The sequence below is a fragment of the Ochrobactrum sp. 19YEA23 genome, from assembly GCF_029909865.1.
In the GTDB taxonomy this organism is placed as follows: Bacteria; Pseudomonadota; Alphaproteobacteria; order Rhizobiales; family Rhizobiaceae; genus Brucella; species Brucella gambitense.
The window spans coordinates 74,230-91,988 of sequence record NZ_JASAMQ010000003.1 but is presented as its reverse complement, the minus strand read 5'-3'; the positions used below and the strand labels follow the sequence as shown (position 1 = coordinate 91,988).

Sequence of the window (17,759 nt, the reverse complement as noted above, 5' to 3'; positions counted from 1 at the left end):
ATGAACTCTGAAAAACTATTCGCCTCAATCATTGTGCTCGGGGGAGTTATCCTCCTGGCGGCTCTCGGTATCCGCCTGTACAACACCTATAACGGCATCGATCCCACATGGGGCAATACCCATATCGGCGTTCAACCCAGACTGGATGATTGAACGCGAAGGCCACCGTCTCACCTCTTGCTCAGACGCCATATGATTTGTTGCTCGGAACTGAATCTGCGCGATCTCGTTTAACTATATCTGCAATGAGACTGCAGCGAATGATGCTAGCGCGGGCTTGCCCGATATTTCTCTCAAACCGAACTTCGGTGCCGGGCAAGGCTCTTGCGTCCCTCGAACGCGTCAAACGCGGAACAAACAACAGGCAAGAAATCGGGCGGCACGGGCAGTAGCATGGAGGAATGCTATGATTGAGAATGGTTTTGGGGTCCGGCAGGAAGCCGACAGTACCTGGTCCGTTTTCGATAAATTCAGCGGCGAAGTCGTCGTGATTGACGGTCACGTTCAGGCGCACCTGCCTGAGGCAGAAGCCAGAGAGGCGCTCGATTTGCTGATCCGCAAATACATGGTCCGCCATCACGAAGATGGCAGCGGGCGACTGCCTTAAACGGTGACTGTTGCGGTGTGGATGTACCAACTATCAGAGATATTTGCAGCTGGAGGTAGTCATGAGCGGCGAACTTGAAAAGCAGTTAGAGATCGAAGAGCTAGCCAAGCAACTTTTCGAGCATGAGAACCCCGATCCCGATTTGGACTGGGATGCTGCCGTTGGCAAAATCGTCAGCGGCGCCAGTGTCAGCGGCGGCGTTCCCGATGACGTGAAAGAGAAATACCGGGCGAGAGCCGCGCAAATTCTCAGAGACCGGGCAGAAGGCAAAGACGTTTAGGCAGGTGCGATTTTGTAACTGCAATATCTAAATTGGAGAGCCGGAAGTTACAGTAAAACTCAAAATCCTTGAGAAATTCAACAAATAAACCGATACGCATGGAAACATGCTGGGATTGGCCCTCTCGCCATGTAGGTCGTTTATCTGCTATTCAATATTGTTATTCGGCATGATGTAACTTGGCGATAACCGGCCTATATTGGCAATCTATATCCCAGTATTGAATCGCCAGCGAGGTCACCGCAAAATGACAAGGCCTGCTGGTTGGAAAGTAATAACGATTTAAATCTACGGCTCTCGATTATCGAATGGACATCAGGTCACCACTTGTTCTTCATAAGTCTTTTTGACCCGTGGGACAAAAAGGCAAATTGGCACAATCAAGACCGCGATCAGCATCATCGCAACAAAGGTCGCGTGCAGCGCATTTTGAAGCGCCAGTCGCAGCGCCTGCTGATCCATCAGCGTCTCCGCGCCATTCAGCAAGTCGCGAAGTTGATCCGATGTAATCGCCTCACCGTGATTAGCGTTCGAAAGTCCGTAGGTCAGCACCGCGCCCAGAACAGTCGCTCCGAGCGTACTGCCCAAATTGCGCGAGAAGACATTTGATGCCGTGGCACTGCCGCGCTCCGACCAGCTCACGCTGTCCTGCGTCAGGATCAGCGCCCCGATGTTGAGCAGCCCCATGCCAAATCCCATGATCAGAGAACCGGCTCCAGCCAGTGTGGCTGAACTAGCTGGGGTGAGCATGACGAGCAGCGACGTTCCAATCGGAATGCAGATGCTTCCCGCGATCATGATTGGGCGCAGTCCAAACCGCGTGAACTGGCGCGATGCAATCGTCGCGCCGCACGGCCAGCCCAGCAGCAACATGGTGAGCGCAAAGCCCGCGACCACGGGAGACCGGTTGAGGACCGTCTGCACATACATGGGCAGGAATGTCGTCAGCCCCATGATCGACATACTGGCCAGAAAAACCGCCAGATTGGAAAATGCTATGGGACGCTTTAGCCACAAATCGGGCGCAACCATCGGCTCTTTCGCGCGGCGCTCCTGCCAGATGAAGGCAACCAGCGAAAGACCGAACAGCGCTAGTGCCAGAATTCCCTCCAGCGAAACCGCGCTCTCCATAAGCGTGAGCGCAATCATCAGCGAGGAGATGGAGACGGCGAAAAGAGCCGCGCCAAGCACATCGACCGATACGCGCGTGGAGCGCTTCTCTTCATGCAGGAAAAGGAGAAAGCCGGATGCGGCCAGAATACCGACAGGCACGTTGATCCAGAACACCCATGCCCAGCTCAAATTGTGAATGATGAGACTACCAAGCAAAGGACCGACAACGGCAGACAATGCCCAGACACTGGCAAGATATCCCTGAACCTTGCTGCGCTGCGCTCCAGGAAAAAGATCGGCTACGACGGTCATGGCCGCGGGCTGGATCGCCCCTGCCCCAATGCCCTGCAACAATCGAAAAGCAATCATCGACGGCATAGACCATGCAAAACCGGCCAGCACAGAGGCAACCAGAAACAGAGCTATGCCAAAGACGAGCACCGGCTTGCGTCCATAGATATCGGCCAGTTTGCCAAACACGACTGTCGTTGCCGTCTGGGTCAAAAGGAATGACGAGAACACCCAGGAATAAAGATTGAGCTGGCCAAGTTGCGCTGCGATCTGCGGCATCGCGGTCGACACAATTGTTGCCTCGACGGCGATCATGGCCATGCTTGCCATAATCGCGGCGACAACAAGCCCGCGATGAGAGTGTTTTTCAGTCATGGATTGCTTTCAGACCAGAATTGGCCGTCGTTGAGGGAAGCCTCGTGCTTCTGACCTGTTTCTAGACCCGCCTAACGACCATCGCAATAGTTTACCCGCCGCGTGACTACACATTGTTGCTACCTCACGCAGAGCCGGTTCGAGGCAAGAAAGAGCAATTCGTATCCAGTTTGAGCAATAACAATGCTCTGGCTGCTTGTTTTAACGCGCAACTTATCCCAAAACCGCGTCGCAGATTTCGGATACTCGCCAACGACCGGAGAAGACCATGACGAACAGCACAACGCCCTATTTCCTTGAGGATACAGACGAAAGCGAAATCTCTTCCGATGTTGCAGGCATCGGCAATTTCCTGGTGACCACCCATGTTCCCATCCGGGCCGATGGCTCCATGGAAACCGGTGATATAACGGCCCAAAGCGAATGCACGCTGAACAGCCTCAAAGCATCGCTTGAAAAGGCTGGCAGCAGTCTGGCGAATGTTATTCACCTGACGATTTATCTGACCGACATCAATGAGCGCCCGGCGTTCAATGAAGTGTATCTGCGCTTTTTCAAGAAGCCGTTTCCGGTTCGTTGCGCGGTGGGTGTTTCAGGTCTCGCCACCCCGGAAATGCGGGTTGAAGTCACCGCAATGGCAGTGCGCAACCAATAGTCGGCAGCACCGGCGATCAGACGAATTCGCTTGTGATGGCGGGGCCATTCGCTTGAGCGGCCCCGAACACAAACAGGCCCGACCCTACATCCTGCAAGAACGGCATATCATCATACGCTAATTTCATAACCTACTTATCCGGGCCGCCTAGCCGTTGCTTCCGGGTTTATGCAATGCTGATGCATCAAACCAGAGGAGGGGTTCGATAAAATGAAAAAAATCATAACAATAATGGGTATCGCAGGCGCTATTCTGGCTACCGGATTTTCTGCTTATGCAGGAGAGACGCTGGATCGCGTCATGGAAAAAAAGGCCATGGTTGTCGCAACCAATGCGGGTTGGCCACCCCAGAGCTTTCTGGATGATTCCAACAAACTCGTAGGCTTCGACGTGGACGTGGCCAACGAGATCGGCAAGCGCCTTGGCGTCAGCGTCTCTTTCGAAACGCCGGATTGGGCAACGCTGACCGGCGGACGCTGGCAGGGGCGCTATGACGTGGGTGTCGGATCGGTAACACCGACCAAGGCGCGCGCCAATGTCATCGATTTCGCCGGTGTTTATTATTACAGCCCCTATGTCTATGTCGTGCACAAGGACAGCGAGGCGAAATCCGTTGCTGATCTCAAGGGCAAAGTCATCGGCGTAGAAACGGCGACCACGTCGGAAGATTTCGCGCGTCACCAGCTGGAAATTGACGCACCGGGCCTTCCCCCAATCGAATACAAGCTGGAACCGGGCGAAATTCGCACCTTTGCGGATTCCATGCTGCCGTTCGACGATCTGAGACTGGGTGACGGCGTTCGCATTGATGCGATCATCGCTCCGGAACAGACGGCGCAGAACGCCATCAAGAACGGTTATCCGGTGAAAATTCTTGAGGGCGAATATGCCTTCCGTGAGCCGCTCGTGGTCATCGCGGAGAAGAACGATCCGGAATGGACCGCCAAGATTGGCGAGATCATCAAGCAGATGAAGTCTGACGGCACTTTGGCGACACTCACTGCAAAGTGGTACGGCAAAGACTACAGCGCCGACTGACATTCCCCTTAGATCAATATCGAAATGAGCCATCGTGACGGTGGCTCATCCGATATGCTTTTCCTGGTATTGCGATGACTTATCCGGCCACATATTACAGCCAGACGACGGCGGACACATTGGTGCGTCCGACACTCGAACGCGAGATAACAGCAGATGTTGCCGTGATCGGCGGAGGGCTGGCTGGTTTGTCAGCCGCTTTGCAGATGTCGCGCGCAGGCAAGCGAGTTGTTGTTCTGGAAGCCGAGAGCATCGGCTTCGGCGCCTCCGGGCGCAATGGCGGTTTTGTCAGCCCCGGCTTTGCCTCTGGTGGCGATGAAATTGCTGCCCGGGCTGGCAAGTCTGTTGCCAAGACACTGCATCAATTATCGATTGAAGGTGTCGAATTCGTTCGACAAAACATCGACACGCTGAAGATCGATGAAGCCCAGTCCATTCCCGGCATTTTGCATGTCCGCCGTTATGACGATGGTGACAGCCTGAAACACTACGCCGACGCGCTGCAACGCGATTATGGCTACAAGATTGACTTCCACCCAACCACTGAAACGCGCGGCATCCTGAATTCGCAGCGCTACTTTCAATCGGTCTACGACCCCAATGCATTCCATATCCATCCATTGAATTATCTCCGGGCGCTGGCGCGCGAGATAGAGCGGCTTGGTGGGCGGATATTCGAGCATAGTCGTGTGGTGCAGTTGCTCGACCACAAGGACGGGAAGCTTGTCAAAACAGCTCAGGGACAGGTCAAGGCAGGCGCAGTGCTGATCACCACTGGTGGTTATACTGACGGTCTGGTGGGCCAGATCAGGCGGGCCTACCTGCCAATTGCAACCTATGTGATGGTGAGTGAAGAAGCGCCTGAACTGATTGCATCGGCAATCCGCACAACAGCCGCGATTGGTGATAACCGCCGCGCTGGTGACTACTATCGTGTGATTGATGGTGGTCGCAGACTTTTGTGGGGCGGACGCATCACCACAAGAGCAGCCAATACGCCCGGCGTGGTGCGCGAGTTGCGCAACGAGATGGTGGGAACCTATCCCCAGCTTGCGTCACTCAAGACGGAACTGGCGTGGTCGGGCTTGATGTCCTACGCCAGACATTTGATGCCCCAGATTGGCCAACTGGATCGCAGCACCTGGTATTGCACCGCTTTTGGTGGCCATGGACTCAACACCACCGCCATTGGCGGCAAGGTCGTGGCGGAAGCTATCTGCGGACAGAGTGACCGCTACAAGCTGTTCGAAAAATTCGGATTGGTCTGGGCTGGCGGAGCCGCTGGCCTCGCAGCCGCACAGCTCACCTATTGGAAATTGCAGATGCAGGATTGGCTTGCTGAGCGAAAGGCAAGCTAACAGAGGAGAGAACATGCTCGGGAGGTTTTTTCTGATGCGGCCGGAGGCCGCCAAGCGTACTGTTCAGATAGCGTTCTTTGTTATCCTGACGGCACTCTTCTGTTTCATGAATATCCGGTTCTCCGGCATAACAAACTGGCTTGGTATCGACCCCAAAGTCGCGAAAGCGGGTTTCACCAAAGCGACACTGATCTCCTCTATACTGCTTAGCGTTATCATATTCGCCAATTGGAGTTTTCTGAGACTTTTTCCGCGTTGGGCACAGATATCCGGAATATGGCTGGAACTGTTCCTGCTCTTGATGGTCTTCTTCTATTCATTCAATCTTTCGTTTGAATTCATAGCCCGCAAGATCGGATTTCTGATCAGTCAGGGTGTCGTCACAACGCTTTACATTTCCGCAGCCTCCATCTTTTTCGCCACCATTCTGGCGTTGGTTGGCGCTGTGGCCAAGCTATCAAAGAACGGTCTGGTCTACGGGCTGGCGACGTTCTACACATCGCTCTTCCGCGGCCTGCCATTGCTGATGCAGATCTATATCATCTACCTTGGACTACCGCAGGTGGGCTATGTCATCGGGCCTATTCCAGCGGGTATTCTGGCGCTGTCGCTATGCTATGGCGCTTATATGACCGAGATTTTCCGCGCAGGCATCGAGAGCATTCCGCGTGGACAGCAGGAAGGCGCTTTCGCGCTCGGCCTCGGCCCTTCACAGACCATGTGGCTGGTCATTCTTCCGCAGGCAATGCGCATCATCATTCCGCCGACCGGTAACCAGTTCATCGCAATGCTCAAGGACTCGTCACTGGTCTCGGTCATTGGCGTATGGGAACTCATGTATCTCGCCCGCACACAGGGGCAAACCGAGTTCCGGCATATCGAAATGCTCATTACCGCATCGATGATCTACTGGGCCCTATCCATCGTTCTGGAATATGGTCAGGCCAAACTCGAAGCCCGCTTCAAACGATCTCTGGCGCGTTAAACGCGGCAGAGATTCACGTCAGATTGTGTCACCCCCAAAGAGGGGTGGCCTTCTTCCAAATGATAAGCAGAGCGACCATGGACAAGCGTCACGAAATTCTGTTCGAGCCAATCAAGATTGGCCCCGTCACGACGAAGAACCGTTTCTATCAGGTTCCACATTGTAGCGGCATGGGCCATCGCTATCCCGAGCATGATCTTCGCCTGCGTGAGATGAAGGCAGAGGGCGGTTGGGGTGTGGTTTCCACGCAGGAAACCGAAATCCATCCCACATCGGATATTACGCCTTCCAATCAGGGTCGCATATGGGACGACAGGGACGCCGACCGTCTCCAGAAGCTGACTGACGCGGTTCACCAGCATGGCAGTCTCGCGGCAATCCAGCTTGTGCATAACGGCATCCATGTCTCCAACCGTCTGACCAGACTGGCGCCTCTTGGGCCCATGGACATGATTGTCGATGTGGAAGATCCGGTTCAGGCAAAAGCCATGGACAAGACCGACATTGCACGGTTTCGCAAATGGCATCGCGATGCAGCGCTGCGCGCCAAACGAGCCGGTTTCGATATCGTCTATGTTTACGCAGGCCACGACATGACTTTGCTGCAGCATTTTCTGCTGCAACGTTATAATAGCCGCACGGACGAATATGGCGGGTCGTTCGAGAACCGACTGCGTTTGTTTCGTGAAGTGCTGGCGGATACGCGCGACGCTGTCGGTGACAAATGTGCGATTGCGGTGCGCTTTGCGGTTGAGGAGTTTCTGGGTGATCAGGGCATCCAGCACAATGGTGAAGGACGGGACGTCATTGCCGCTCTCGCCGATGAGCCTGATCTTTGGGATGTGAACCTGTCCGGCTGGTCCAACGACAGCCAGACATCCCGCTTTTCGCAGGAAGGCTTTCAGGAGCCTTATATTTCTTTTGTAAAATCACTCACCACCAAACCAGTCGTTGGTGTCGGCCGTTATACATCGCCGGACACGATGGTACAGGCAATCAAATCCGGCGTTCTCGATCTTATCGGCGCGGCGCGCCCGTCAATTGCCGACCCATTTCTGCCAGAGAAAATCCAGAGCGGTCGCGTCGATGACATTCGCGAATGCATCGGTTGCAATATATGCACCGCCAGCGACAACATCGTTGCACCATTGCGCTGTACCCAAAACCCGACAATTGGCGAAGAAGCGCGCAAGGGTTGGCACCCGGAAAAAATCGGCAAGCTGCAGACCACCGAGAAAGTTCTGGTGGTCGGTGGTGGCCCCGCTGGTCTGGAAGCTGCCCGCGCCATGGCCGAGCGCGGCGCAGAAGTCATCATTGCTGATAGAAGCACGCAGTGGGGTGGGCGTGTGACCGAGGAAGCGGCCCTCCCCGGTCTTGCAAGCTGGGCGCGTGTTCGCGATTGGCGGATGACGCAATTGCAGCGTGCGACCAATGTGGAGATGTATCTCGACAGCCATCTGGATGCCGATGAGATTTTGACTTACGGAATTCCCAACGTGGTGCTGGCAACCGGCGCGCGCTGGCGCACCGATGCCGTCGGGCGTTCCCACAGACAACCTCTGGGAACACTGGATGGTCACACGTTGAGTGTCGACACCATTCTCAAAGACAAAACATCCCTTGATGATTGTCGCGGACCTTTGGTGATATTCGATGATGATCGTTACTATCTCGGCTCGGTTCTCGCCGAGCTTGCGGTCAGTCGCGGCATTGATACGACATTGGTAACACCAGCTGCAATCGTGGCCCCCTGGAGCGAACACACGCTCGAACAGTCGAAGATTCAAACGAGATTGATAGAGCTGGGTGTCAGGATAATCCCGCTGCACAGGCTCGCCAGACAAACCACCGATAGCCTGTCTGTCGCATGTGTCTATTCCGGCAGGGAAACCGAAATTCCATGCGCCACACTGGTGCCAGTCACCAGCCGTCATCCCGACAAAAGCCTGGCGGTTGCACTGGAAGCTCGCCGGAATGAATGGCAGGAAGCGGGCATAAAATCCGTTACCTCAATTGGTGACTGTTATGCACCATCGATCATCGCCGCTGCGGTTTATAGCGGCCATTCCTATGCGCGCAGTTTTGGGACACCAGACGCAGACAATATGGATGTCTATCGATAGATCCCAATCATTGAGGCGGGCCATAGATCATCCGATAAAAATCGGCGCTGGATACCAGCGCCGATCTATCGTCTGGAATGCATCCTGACTATCGCCACCACCGCAGCGACATGCACGACAGGCCCGCATCGATCCGCCCAATCTGCCCCGTCTTCAGAGCTACAACCTTGTAGCCCTTTGTATCGAGCAGATCGATCGTACGAGGAAAATCAGCCCCAACAAAGACGACATCGTTGACCCTCAGCGCATTGGCGGCGGCCTCCTCACCTTCGGGCGTCACGATTTCACGCAAGCCTCTGAAGAAACCCGAACCCGCCAGCCTGTGCGTGGCAAGCACGGTCTCCTCATCAAGCAGCGAGCAGTCGGTCTTGAAATGCAACACGCCCTTCGGTGTTTCGACAATCTCCGCAGCATGACCGAGGGTTGCAAGGGCTGCACGAAGCCCCTCGGCGCCGCTTTTGTCTGTGCGCGCTGACAGGCCAATCATCACCGCCGACGGTGTGACAAGAACGTCCCCACCGTCCGCAAAGCCCGGCGATGCAAGCGGCACGACCCTCTCAAAAAGAGAGCGCAGAACCGGCTCGATTTCCGCCGTTTCACCCACACGCGTGGGTGCACCGGGACGCAGCAGAACAGCGCCTTCGTGGAACACCAAAGCCGGGTCTTCGACAAAGATCGAATCCGGAAATTCCGCCATTGGGGGAAGCGCGGTTACTTCTACACCTGCCTGCCGCAGGGCCTGCACATAGGCTTCGTGTTCTTCCTTGACCCCCTCATAGGTCGGGTTGCCCCGGTCATCGGCGCGCAAACCATTGATGACGGATCGTCCCGGCGTCCGGACGATGGCAGAATTGAATTCATAAACGGCGGTCATGGGCTCACTCGGGTTTAAGATAGGCTTCAGCAAGCTCGGTCCAGAAGGCCGCGCCGATGGGGATCAGATCATCATTGAAATCATAAGATGGATGGTGGAGCTGGAAGTCATTCTCTCCCTTGCCCCCACCCAAAAAGAAATAGGTGCCGGGTCGCTCGACAAGCATATAGGCGAAGTCCTCGCTGCCCATGAACGGGCGCTCCAGCTCAATCACATTCGTCGCACCAAACGATTGCAGCGCCAGATTGCGCGCGAAATCCGTTTCAGCGGTATGATTGATCGTTGCGTCGTAACTGCGCAGATAATCGACTTCTGCAGTCAGTCCAAAGCTCTCTGCCTGATAGGCCGCAACACGTTTGATCCGCTCTTCAATCTGATCGCGAATGACCGGCGAAAAGGTGCGGATACCGACGACAATTTCCGCCGACGATGGAATGATGTTGCTTGCCGAGCCGCCATGAAAAGCTGCAACGGTCACAACCGCCGGGTCCAGCGCCGGCACATTGCGCGACTTGATAGTCTGCAACGCCATCACGATGGAAGCGCCAGCCATTATGGGATCGGCGGTCTTTTCCGGCTCCGATCCATGACCACCATAGCCTTTCACTTTGATCATCGCCTCATCAACCGCAGCCATGATCGGTCCATCGCGAAAGGCAAACTTGCCAAGCGGAATGCCGGGATCATTGTGAAGGGCAAAAACAGCGTCGCAGGGAAAGCGATCAAACAATCCTTCTTCGATCATGATCTTGGCCCCGCCGAAATTCTCTTCCGCCGGTTGAAAGATCAGATGAATGGTGCCGTCGAAATTGCGCCGCTCGGCCAGGGCCTTGGCGGCGCCAAGCAACATGGTCGTATGGCCATCATGCCCGCATGCATGCATCAGCCCCGGCGACTTGCTGGAATAGGAAAGACCTGTCTGCTCGTGAATCGGCAGCGCATCGATATCAGCGCGAATGCCGACCGACTTCCGGCTCGACCCGTTCGTCAAAGTGCCAATCACCCCGGTTTTTGCAAGCCCGCGTGTGACTTTGTACCCTAAAGCCTCAAGCTCCCGCGCAACAATCTCCGAGGTCCGTTTTTCCTCAAGACCAAGTTCGGGATGAGCATGGAGGTCACGTCGCAATGCCGTCAGTTCGGGCAGGTTATTGCGAATAGCAGTCGAAAAATCGCGCATTCAAGCACCTCTTGTCGGAATTCGGTTCTCAAGACGGCGGAAGACCCAGACCAGACCTGCGGTCAGTATCATGTAGATCAATGCCAGCAGAAGAAGCGGCTCATAGGTCAGGTAAGTGTCCTGTCGCACACGGGAGACGACGCCGTAAACATCGACCACGGTGATTGTTGCGACCAGCGGTGTCGACTTCAGCTGCAGAACCGTTTCACCGTTCAGCGTGGGCAACGCGCGATGGATGGCACGTGGCAGCCAGATGCGGCGAAACACTTTCCAGGGCGACATGCCAAAAGCACGCCCGGCTTGCAATTCGCCAGACGGCACGCCAGCGAAAGCGCCGCGCATGACCTCGCCCTCATAGGCCGCAAATGAGATCGTCAGCGCGGCAAGTCCATAGGGCCATGCTTCACGCAGATAAGGCCAGATAAATGAACTGCGAATGCCGGGAATGGACGGGAACAGAGAACCAAGGCCGTAATAGAGCAGCCAGAGCTGCAACAGCAGAGGCGTGCCCCGGATGACGGTGCAGAACGCCTTGGCTGGCCAGCTCAACCACCAGGGCCCAGTCACCTGAAGCAGCCCAAGCGGGAGCGCCAGCATGAACCCTAGAATGGCCGACCCAAACAACATGAACAGGGTGACCAGAATGCCGGACCCCAGACGAGGCAGATATTGCGGCAGCCAGTCCCAGCGGCCAAATATCACCGCCGAGGCAAACAGTGCGATTGCGATGACAATCAGCACGACGCGGTGCGGTTCAAGCCAGATTCTGGCAGAGGTTCGGTTTTCGTATATGGCTGAAGATGTGCTCATCTCAGTCAATCCGCGCAAAACCACGGCGCGAGCGCCGCTCAATCATGCCGATGAAGGCATTCGAAATCAGGGTGAGCCCGAGGTAAAGCACGCCAGCGGTCAAGAAGAACAGCAGATAGTGCTTGGTCGTGCCTGCCGCCTGTCGTGTTACCAGCGTCAATTCGCTGAAACCGACGACAGCCAGAAGAGCCGTGTCCTTGGTCGAGATAAGCCACAGATTGGCAAGGCCCGGTATGGCAAAGGGCAGCATGGCCGGTATCGTAATGCGTCGGAGCATCTTCGACGGCGGCATGCCGAACGCGCGCGCCGCCTCGATCTGGCCGGGTGCAATCGCTTTGATCGCACCGCGCAGGACTTCCGTTGAATAGGCGCCCTGCACCACCCCGATGACAAAGATGCCAGCAGCGAGCCCGCTGATATCGACTTTGCCATAGCCGAACACAGCGAGCATCTGGTTCAGCAAATCTGTGCCTGCATAATACAGGATGAGGATCAGCACCAGCTCCGGCACGGCGCGCACCACGGTCGTGTAGACTTCCAGCAGATCACGAATGATAGGGCCGCCATAGAGCTTGCCCAGCGCACCAAACATGCCGATCAACAGACCGAGCGAATAACCGCCGACGGCAATTTGCAGCGTGTGCCAGAAGCCCTGCAGAAGCACGCCTCCCCACCCCGGTGGATTGAGAGCAAGCAGGCTCCAGTTGATCAATGGTGCATCCATGGCCAGTCCCGTTCATGCTGAAATCAGAATAGGCCAGCCGACTGGATGCCGGCTGGCCATGACGTTCACTGGCCGTAAATGTCGAAGTCGAAATATTTTTTCGTGAAAGTGTCGTAGGTGCCGTTGGAACGGATCGCCTTGATTGCAGCGTTCAACTTGTCCTTGAGTTCCGTATCGCCCTTGCGCAATCCGATACCCACGCCTGGTCCCAGAACCTCAACGTCCTGCGCGACCGTGCCCTTTTCCTCGCAGCATGCCTTGCCGCTGTCCGTGGCAAGAAAGGTGCGAAGCGCCAGCGAATCCGCCTGTACAGCGTCGATACGCCCGGCTGTCAGGTCGTTATTGGCTTCGTCCTGCGTCTGATATTCCTTGATCGTGGCACCGGCGGGCGCGAAGTGCTTCATCGCGTAAGCCTGATGGATGGTCGAGACCTGAACGCCAATGGTCTTGTCCTTCAGCCCCTCCGGTGTCGCATCGAATTTGAGATCCTTGGTACCGATGACGATCGTCGGCGTATTGTAATACTTGTCCGAGAAATCGATCGTCTTGAGACGTTCGGGCGTCATCGACATGGAGCCGACAATCATGTCGATCTTGCTGGTGGTCAGCGCTGGAATGATGCCATCCCAGGCGACAGGCGTGATCACACAATCAAGCTTGGCCTCTTTACAGACGGCATCGGCAAAATCAATTTCCCATCCCTGCCACTTTCCCGACGCATCGGGCGAGGTAAAGGGCGGATAGGGTTCGGCTGCGATACCGACCTTTACCTGTTCGGCATTCGCAACCGCGACGCCCGCGACAGCAAATGTTACACCGATACACAGACTTGTAAAAAGACGCTTCATTAGTACTTCTCCCATTCCCGTTTCAGTGCGTTGAACTGATGAATTTTTTCAGTCGTTCGGATTTGGGGTTCCCGAATACGTCTTCGGGGGACCCCTCTTCCTCGATCCTGCCATCATGTAAAAAGACAATGTGGTTCGCGACCTTGCGCGCAAATTTCATCTCGTGCGTAACGAGAATCATCGTGCGCTTTTCCTTGGCCAGATCTCCGATAACGGAGAGCACCTCGCCAACAAGCTCAGGGTCCAGCGCAGAGGTCGGTTCATCGAAAAGCATGACCAGCGGTTCTATCGCGAGCGCACGCGCAATCGCGGCGCGCTGCTGCTGGCCGCCGGACATGAAAGCTGGATACACATCCCGCTTTTCATAGAGCCCAACGCGCTTCAGCAGCGTTTCGGCGCGATCTATCGCCTCGGCTTTCGGCACCCCCAGCACATGAACGGGCGCTTCGATCACGTTCTCAAGAACAGTCATGTGCTGCCAGAGATTAAAGCTCTGGAAGACCATTCCAAGCCGTGTGCGAATGCGCTCGATCTGCTTTCTGTCCGTGGGAATCTGGCTGCCATTACCACCGTTCTTCATGGCGATAGTCTCACCATGGATGGTAACCGCCCCCGAAGTCGGCAGTTCCAGCATGTTGATGCAGCGAAGAAATGTCGATTTGCCGGAGCCCGATCCGCCGATAATTGCGATAACATCGCCCTCGCGCGCCTTGAGTGAAACGCCCTTAAGCACCTCGAGATCACCGAAACGCTTGTGAAGGTCGACGACAGAGATCGCCTCTTCGCCCTGGCTCATGCGGCACGAACCTCCCTTGGCCCGGCCACCCAATCGGTTCGCCGAAAGCCACCTGGATATTACTTGTCTATCAGCCACTTCGAAGTTCTTGTTCGACTTCTCAACAAGCAGCCAACGGTTCCCTTGACGCTGACTATACACTTGAATAAGTGTTATGCAAGTGCATAGTCACGCATCAAGGGAGGAGAAGATGACCGCATCGTTTCGACGTGCGCCAGACTTCGACCGTCGCACAGACATGATAGAGGCTACGCTCGATTGCATTGCCGATCTGGGGATACAGGCGACGACGGTGCGCGCCGTCGCCGCGCGTGCCGGGGTCAGCAATGGCCTCATCAGGCATCACTTCACATCAAAGGCCAATCTCATCGCCGCCGCCTACCGGCGTATGATCGAAATGATGACCGTGCCGGCGTTGAGTATTCTGGAATCGGACGGCGGCACGCCCCATGACCGGCTGACGCGTTTCGTCGCTGCCAGCCTTGGTGGAGCAGTGGCAGACCCGCGCATGCTTTCGCTCTGGGCGACTTTCGTCAGTCAGGTTCATCTCGATCCGGATCTGGAACGCGAGCATCGTGAAGGCTATCTCGCTTTTCGCCGGGCGACTGAAACCCTGATTGCGGAGGTCTTGTCGGCGGAAGGCCGCGAGCCAACCCCGCAGGCGTGCCGACGCCTCGCCATCGCGGTCAACGCACTGATCGACGGCCTGTGGATCGAAGGCTGTCTCAGCGCGGACGAAATCGACGACACCATGCAAATCGGCATCGGACTAAGCTCCATCGGCGCCCTTCTCGGCATCGAGCTTCCCGCCGTGCCACCACTTCCGAGACATTGACATGCATTACGCTTCCATCACCGAAAGACTATCAGGACTGGGGTCGGACAAATGGCGTGTCCATGCGCGTGGCAGGGAACTGCGCGCGCTCGGCCATCCGGTTATCGAGTTCACGATTGGCGAACCCGACGTCGCGCCAGACCCCATGCTGCTGGAGGTGTGCAACAATGCCATGCGCGCCGGTCGCACCCGCTATTCGAACGGTCGCGGCGAACCGGCAGTGCTGGCGGCACTGGCCGCAAAATACTCAAAGCGCACTGGCCGCACCATCACCACAGACAACATCCTCTATTTTCCGGGCACCCAGACAGCACTCTATGCAGTCCTGACCGGACTGGTCGAGGCAGGTGACAAGGTTCTCGTTCCAGACCCCTATTATGCGACCTATGAAGGCGTTGTGCGCGCGCCGGGAGCTGATATCGTTCCAGTGCCATTGCGGGCCGAAGACGGCTTTCATCTTCGCGCGGACATACTGGAAGCCGCCATTACGCCCGACTGCCGCGCGTTGCTCCTCAACAATCCGCACAACCCCACCGGCTCGGTGCTGACAAAGCCCGAAATTGCCGCCATCGCCGAAGTGTGCCGTAAGCACAATCTCTGGATCATCTGCGATGAGGTGTATGAAGAGCTTACCTTCGGCGCAGCATTTGCTTCGCCGCTCGACATTCCAGAAATGGCTGATCGCGCAATCGTGGTCTCTTCCATATCCAAGTCGCATGCAGCACCCGGTTTTCGCGCGGGTTGGGCTATTGGATCGGAAGAGTTCTGCCAAAGATTGCTGCCGTTTTCCGAATCCATGCTCTTCGGCGGACAGCCTTTCATCGCCGACATGGTGGCTTATGCGCTGACCCACGACCTGACGACATCTTCCGTCATGCGCGCCCAATACAAGGCCCGGTCGGAACTCGTGGTCAAACAATTGCGCGGTGTCGCGGGCATCAAGCCGTTGATGCCGGAAGCTGGCATGTTCGTACTGCTGGATATTGGCGGCACCGGACTGAATGGCGAAGAATTCGCCAGCCGCCTGCTTGAAGAACACTATGTCTCGATGATGCCCGGCACGTCTTTTGGCCAGGTTGCGAAGGATCTGGTGCGCATGAGCGTCACCGTTCCCGAAGACCGGATTATCGAGGCTTGCGACCGTATTGCCCGTTTTGCCCGCGGCCTTAACCACAATGCGGAAAGTCTGGTGTCATGAGCAGCAAAACAACGGTCGGGCAGGCGTTGATTGAGCTTCTGGAAGCGCACGACGTCGATACCGTGTTTGGCATTCCAGGCGTGCATACGGCAGAGCTTTATCGCGGTCTGGCCGGGTCGGGCATTCGGCACGTCACCCCGCGCGACGAGCAGGATGCAGGTTTTATGGCGGATGGCTATGCGCGGGTTTCCGGCAAGCCGGGCGTTTGCCTGCTGATTACCGGCCCGGGGTTGACCAACGCCATCACCCCCATGGCGCAGGCGCGCGCGGATTCCATCCCGATGCTGGTCATCTCCGGGGTCAATGCCCGCCATACGCTCGGACATTACCGGGGGCATCTGCACGAACTGCCCGATCAGTCCGCAACGATGCGAACAATCGCCTTGTCATCGGAACGGCTGGAACAACCCGGCGATCTGGTATCACTGGTTGGCCGCGCCTTTGCCCGGATGAAATCGGGACGTCCCGGTCCCGTCCATATTGAAATTCCAACCGACCTCATGGAAGCTCCATTTGAAGGCGCACCACTGAAGCCGTTGGAAAAGGCTGCCGTCGCTTTCGACACCGATAAAATCATCGACGCCGCAACATTGTGTGCGGAAGCGCGGCGTCCTTTGATCCTCGCTGGCGGGGGCGCCAACCGCGCGTGTGATGCCATTTCCACCCTTGCACAAATGCTTGACGCACCGGTGATCACCACAACAAACGCCCGTGGTTTGCTTGGTCGCCATCCCCTTATGGTGCAGGCAAGCCCAAGCCTGCCGCCGATCCGCCAACTGATCGCAGAGGCCGATCTCGTCATCGCCATCGGAACCCAGTTTGGGCCGACCGATTACGACATGTATGTGGACGGCGGTTTTGAACCGCCCGCCAGAATGATCCGCATTGATGTCGATCCCGATGCAGCTGCTACCAGCTATCCGGCCGCGCTCGCGCTCACAGGCGACGCAGCCCTGATAGTGGAAGCGCTCGCGTCGTCCCTCCGTGATTTGTCTCACGCAGAGCGCGACGGCGGAAAGGAACGCGCTTCTGTCGCAACGGAGGCAGCCTACCGCTCTCTTTCATCCAAAATGCAGGCATTGATCGAAGTTCTGGATACCATTCGGGACACGTTGCCCGGGAGCATTATCGTCGGGGATTCCACCCAGCTTGCCTATGCAGGCAATCTGTTCTTCGAAGCCGACGACCCGCGAAGCTGGTTCAATGCTTCAACCGGCTATGGTGCGCTCGGGTTTGGTCCTCCTGCCGCAGTCGGCGCAAGCCTTGCGCAGAGCGGCGCGCCTGTTGTCTGCCTTGTGGGCGATGGCGGCTTCCAGTTTTGTCTGGGCACGCTCGGCACTGCTGTGGATGAGAAAGCACCGGTGATTTTCGTGGTCTGGAACAATCACGGTTATCAGGAAATCGAAGATTACATGCTGTCCCGGGAGATAGAACCGGTTGGAGTGCGCCCGACAGCGCCCGATTTCGTCAAGCTCGCACAGGCCTATGGCATAGCGGGCGAACATATCCGGCTGACAAATGGCGACCATCAGGACGCACTTCGTCCGGGCGCACTTGATCTTGCGCAGCTTGCCACAGCGCTGCGAAACGCCCGGGCGGTTGAGGGACCTGCACTTATAGAAATAACAACGCCATAGGCCAGAGGGTCTAGCAAGGCGTAATGGGAGGAACG

The 17,759-nt window shown here is 56.4% G+C and carries 17 protein-coding genes; 10 read left to right on the top strand and 7 right to left on the bottom strand.

The features are described 5' to 3' along the window. The first annotated feature begins 406 nt into the window (after positions 1-406). On the top strand, positions 407-607 hold the full coding sequence (locus QBD01_RS09450; protein ID WP_280992575.1) for a hypothetical protein: 201 nt from the start codon (positions 407-409) through the stop codon (positions 605-607). A gap of 61 nt (positions 608-668) precedes the next feature. Continuing rightward, positions 669-887: a hypothetical protein gene (locus tag QBD01_RS09445; RefSeq protein WP_280992574.1), complete on the top strand. Its 219-nt coding sequence runs from the start codon at positions 669-671 to the stop codon at positions 885-887. Between the two features lie 315 nt (positions 888-1,202). Here QBD01_RS09445 and QBD01_RS09440 read toward each other — a convergent pair whose 3' ends face one another. Continuing rightward, entirely contained in the window at positions 1,203-2,666 is a 1,464-nt protein-coding gene (locus tag QBD01_RS09440) for an MDR family MFS transporter (protein WP_280992573.1), read from the bottom strand. Between the two features lie 268 nt (positions 2,667-2,934). On the opposite strand from QBD01_RS09440, the gene QBD01_RS09435 reads away from it, so the two are divergent. The 5 genes from QBD01_RS09435 to QBD01_RS09415 all read left to right on the top strand — a co-directional run bounded on the left by QBD01_RS09435 (position 2,935) and on the right by QBD01_RS09415 (position 8,825). Further along, positions 2,935-3,321: a RidA family protein gene (locus QBD01_RS09435; protein ID WP_280992572.1), complete on the top strand. Its 387-nt coding sequence runs from the start codon at positions 2,935-2,937 to the stop codon at positions 3,319-3,321. Between the two features lie 210 nt (positions 3,322-3,531). After that, positions 3,532-4,359, top strand: coding sequence for a transporter substrate-binding domain-containing protein (locus QBD01_RS09430; RefSeq protein ID WP_377514147.1), 828 nt, complete (start codon positions 3,532-3,534; stop codon positions 4,357-4,359). A 74-nt stretch (positions 4,360-4,433) separates the two neighbouring features. Then, on the top strand, positions 4,434-5,717 hold the full coding sequence (locus QBD01_RS09425; protein ID WP_280992571.1) for an FAD-binding oxidoreductase: 1,284 nt from the start codon (positions 4,434-4,436) through the stop codon (positions 5,715-5,717). A 13-nt stretch (positions 5,718-5,730) separates the two neighbouring features. Next, the gene (locus QBD01_RS09420) at positions 5,731-6,702 is read left to right on the top strand and encodes an amino acid ABC transporter permease (RefSeq protein WP_280992570.1); all 972 of its coding nucleotides are present in this window, start codon (positions 5,731-5,733) and stop codon (positions 6,700-6,702) included. A gap of 77 nt (positions 6,703-6,779) precedes the next feature. Next, positions 6,780-8,825, top strand: coding sequence for an FAD-dependent oxidoreductase (locus QBD01_RS09415; protein WP_280992569.1), 2,046 nt, complete (start codon positions 6,780-6,782; stop codon positions 8,823-8,825). An 88-nt stretch (positions 8,826-8,913) separates the two neighbouring features. Here the strand turns inward: QBD01_RS09415 and QBD01_RS09410 are convergent, their stop codons facing one another. The 6 genes from QBD01_RS09410 to QBD01_RS09385 all read right to left on the bottom strand — a co-directional run bounded on the left by QBD01_RS09410 (position 8,914) and on the right by QBD01_RS09385 (position 14,054). Continuing rightward, the gene (locus QBD01_RS09410; RefSeq protein WP_280992568.1) at positions 8,914-9,699 is read right to left on the bottom strand and encodes an arginine deiminase family protein; all 786 of its coding nucleotides are present in this window, start codon (positions 9,697-9,699) and stop codon (positions 8,914-8,916) included. Positions 9,700-9,703: 4 nt separating this feature from the next. Then, on the bottom strand, positions 9,704-10,876 hold the full coding sequence (locus QBD01_RS09405) for a M20 aminoacylase family protein (RefSeq protein WP_280992567.1): 1,173 nt from the start codon (positions 10,874-10,876) through the stop codon (positions 9,704-9,706). Continuing rightward, a complete protein-coding gene (locus QBD01_RS09400; RefSeq protein ID WP_280992566.1) occupies positions 10,877-11,686 on the bottom strand; it encodes an ABC transporter permease in 810 nt (269 codons plus the stop codon). It abuts the gene before it with no gap. Position 11,687: 1 nt separating this feature from the next. Beyond that, on the bottom strand, positions 11,688-12,410 hold the full coding sequence (locus tag QBD01_RS09395; RefSeq protein WP_151653305.1) for an ABC transporter permease: 723 nt from the start codon (positions 12,408-12,410) through the stop codon (positions 11,688-11,690). 65 nt (positions 12,411-12,475) lie between these two features. Beyond that, a complete protein-coding gene (locus QBD01_RS09390; RefSeq protein ID WP_280992565.1) occupies positions 12,476-13,258 on the bottom strand; it encodes a transporter substrate-binding domain-containing protein in 783 nt (260 codons plus the stop codon). Between the two features lie 22 nt (positions 13,259-13,280). Beyond that, positions 13,281-14,054: an ATP-binding cassette domain-containing protein gene (locus QBD01_RS09385; protein WP_280992564.1), complete on the bottom strand. Its 774-nt coding sequence runs from the start codon at positions 14,052-14,054 to the stop codon at positions 13,281-13,283. Between the two features lie 190 nt (positions 14,055-14,244). On the opposite strand from QBD01_RS09385, the gene QBD01_RS09380 reads away from it, so the two are divergent. Genes QBD01_RS09380 through QBD01_RS09370 form a run of 3 tightly spaced genes read left to right on the top strand, consistent with a single transcriptional unit; the run spans position 14,245 to position 17,724 of the window. After that, positions 14,245-14,889, top strand: coding sequence for a TetR family transcriptional regulator C-terminal domain-containing protein (locus QBD01_RS09380; RefSeq protein ID WP_280992563.1), 645 nt, complete (start codon positions 14,245-14,247; stop codon positions 14,887-14,889). 1 nt (position 14,890) lies between these two features. Next, positions 14,891-16,087, top strand: a complete 1,197-nt coding sequence (locus QBD01_RS09375; RefSeq protein WP_280992562.1) for a pyridoxal phosphate-dependent aminotransferase — start codon at positions 14,891-14,893, stop codon at positions 16,085-16,087. Next, positions 16,084-17,724, top strand: a complete 1,641-nt coding sequence (locus tag QBD01_RS09370; RefSeq protein ID WP_280992561.1) for a 5-guanidino-2-oxopentanoate decarboxylase — start codon at positions 16,084-16,086, stop codon at positions 17,722-17,724. Before QBD01_RS09375 ends, QBD01_RS09370 begins: the two co-directional genes overlap by 4 nt. Positions 17,725-17,759 lie beyond the last annotated feature (35 nt).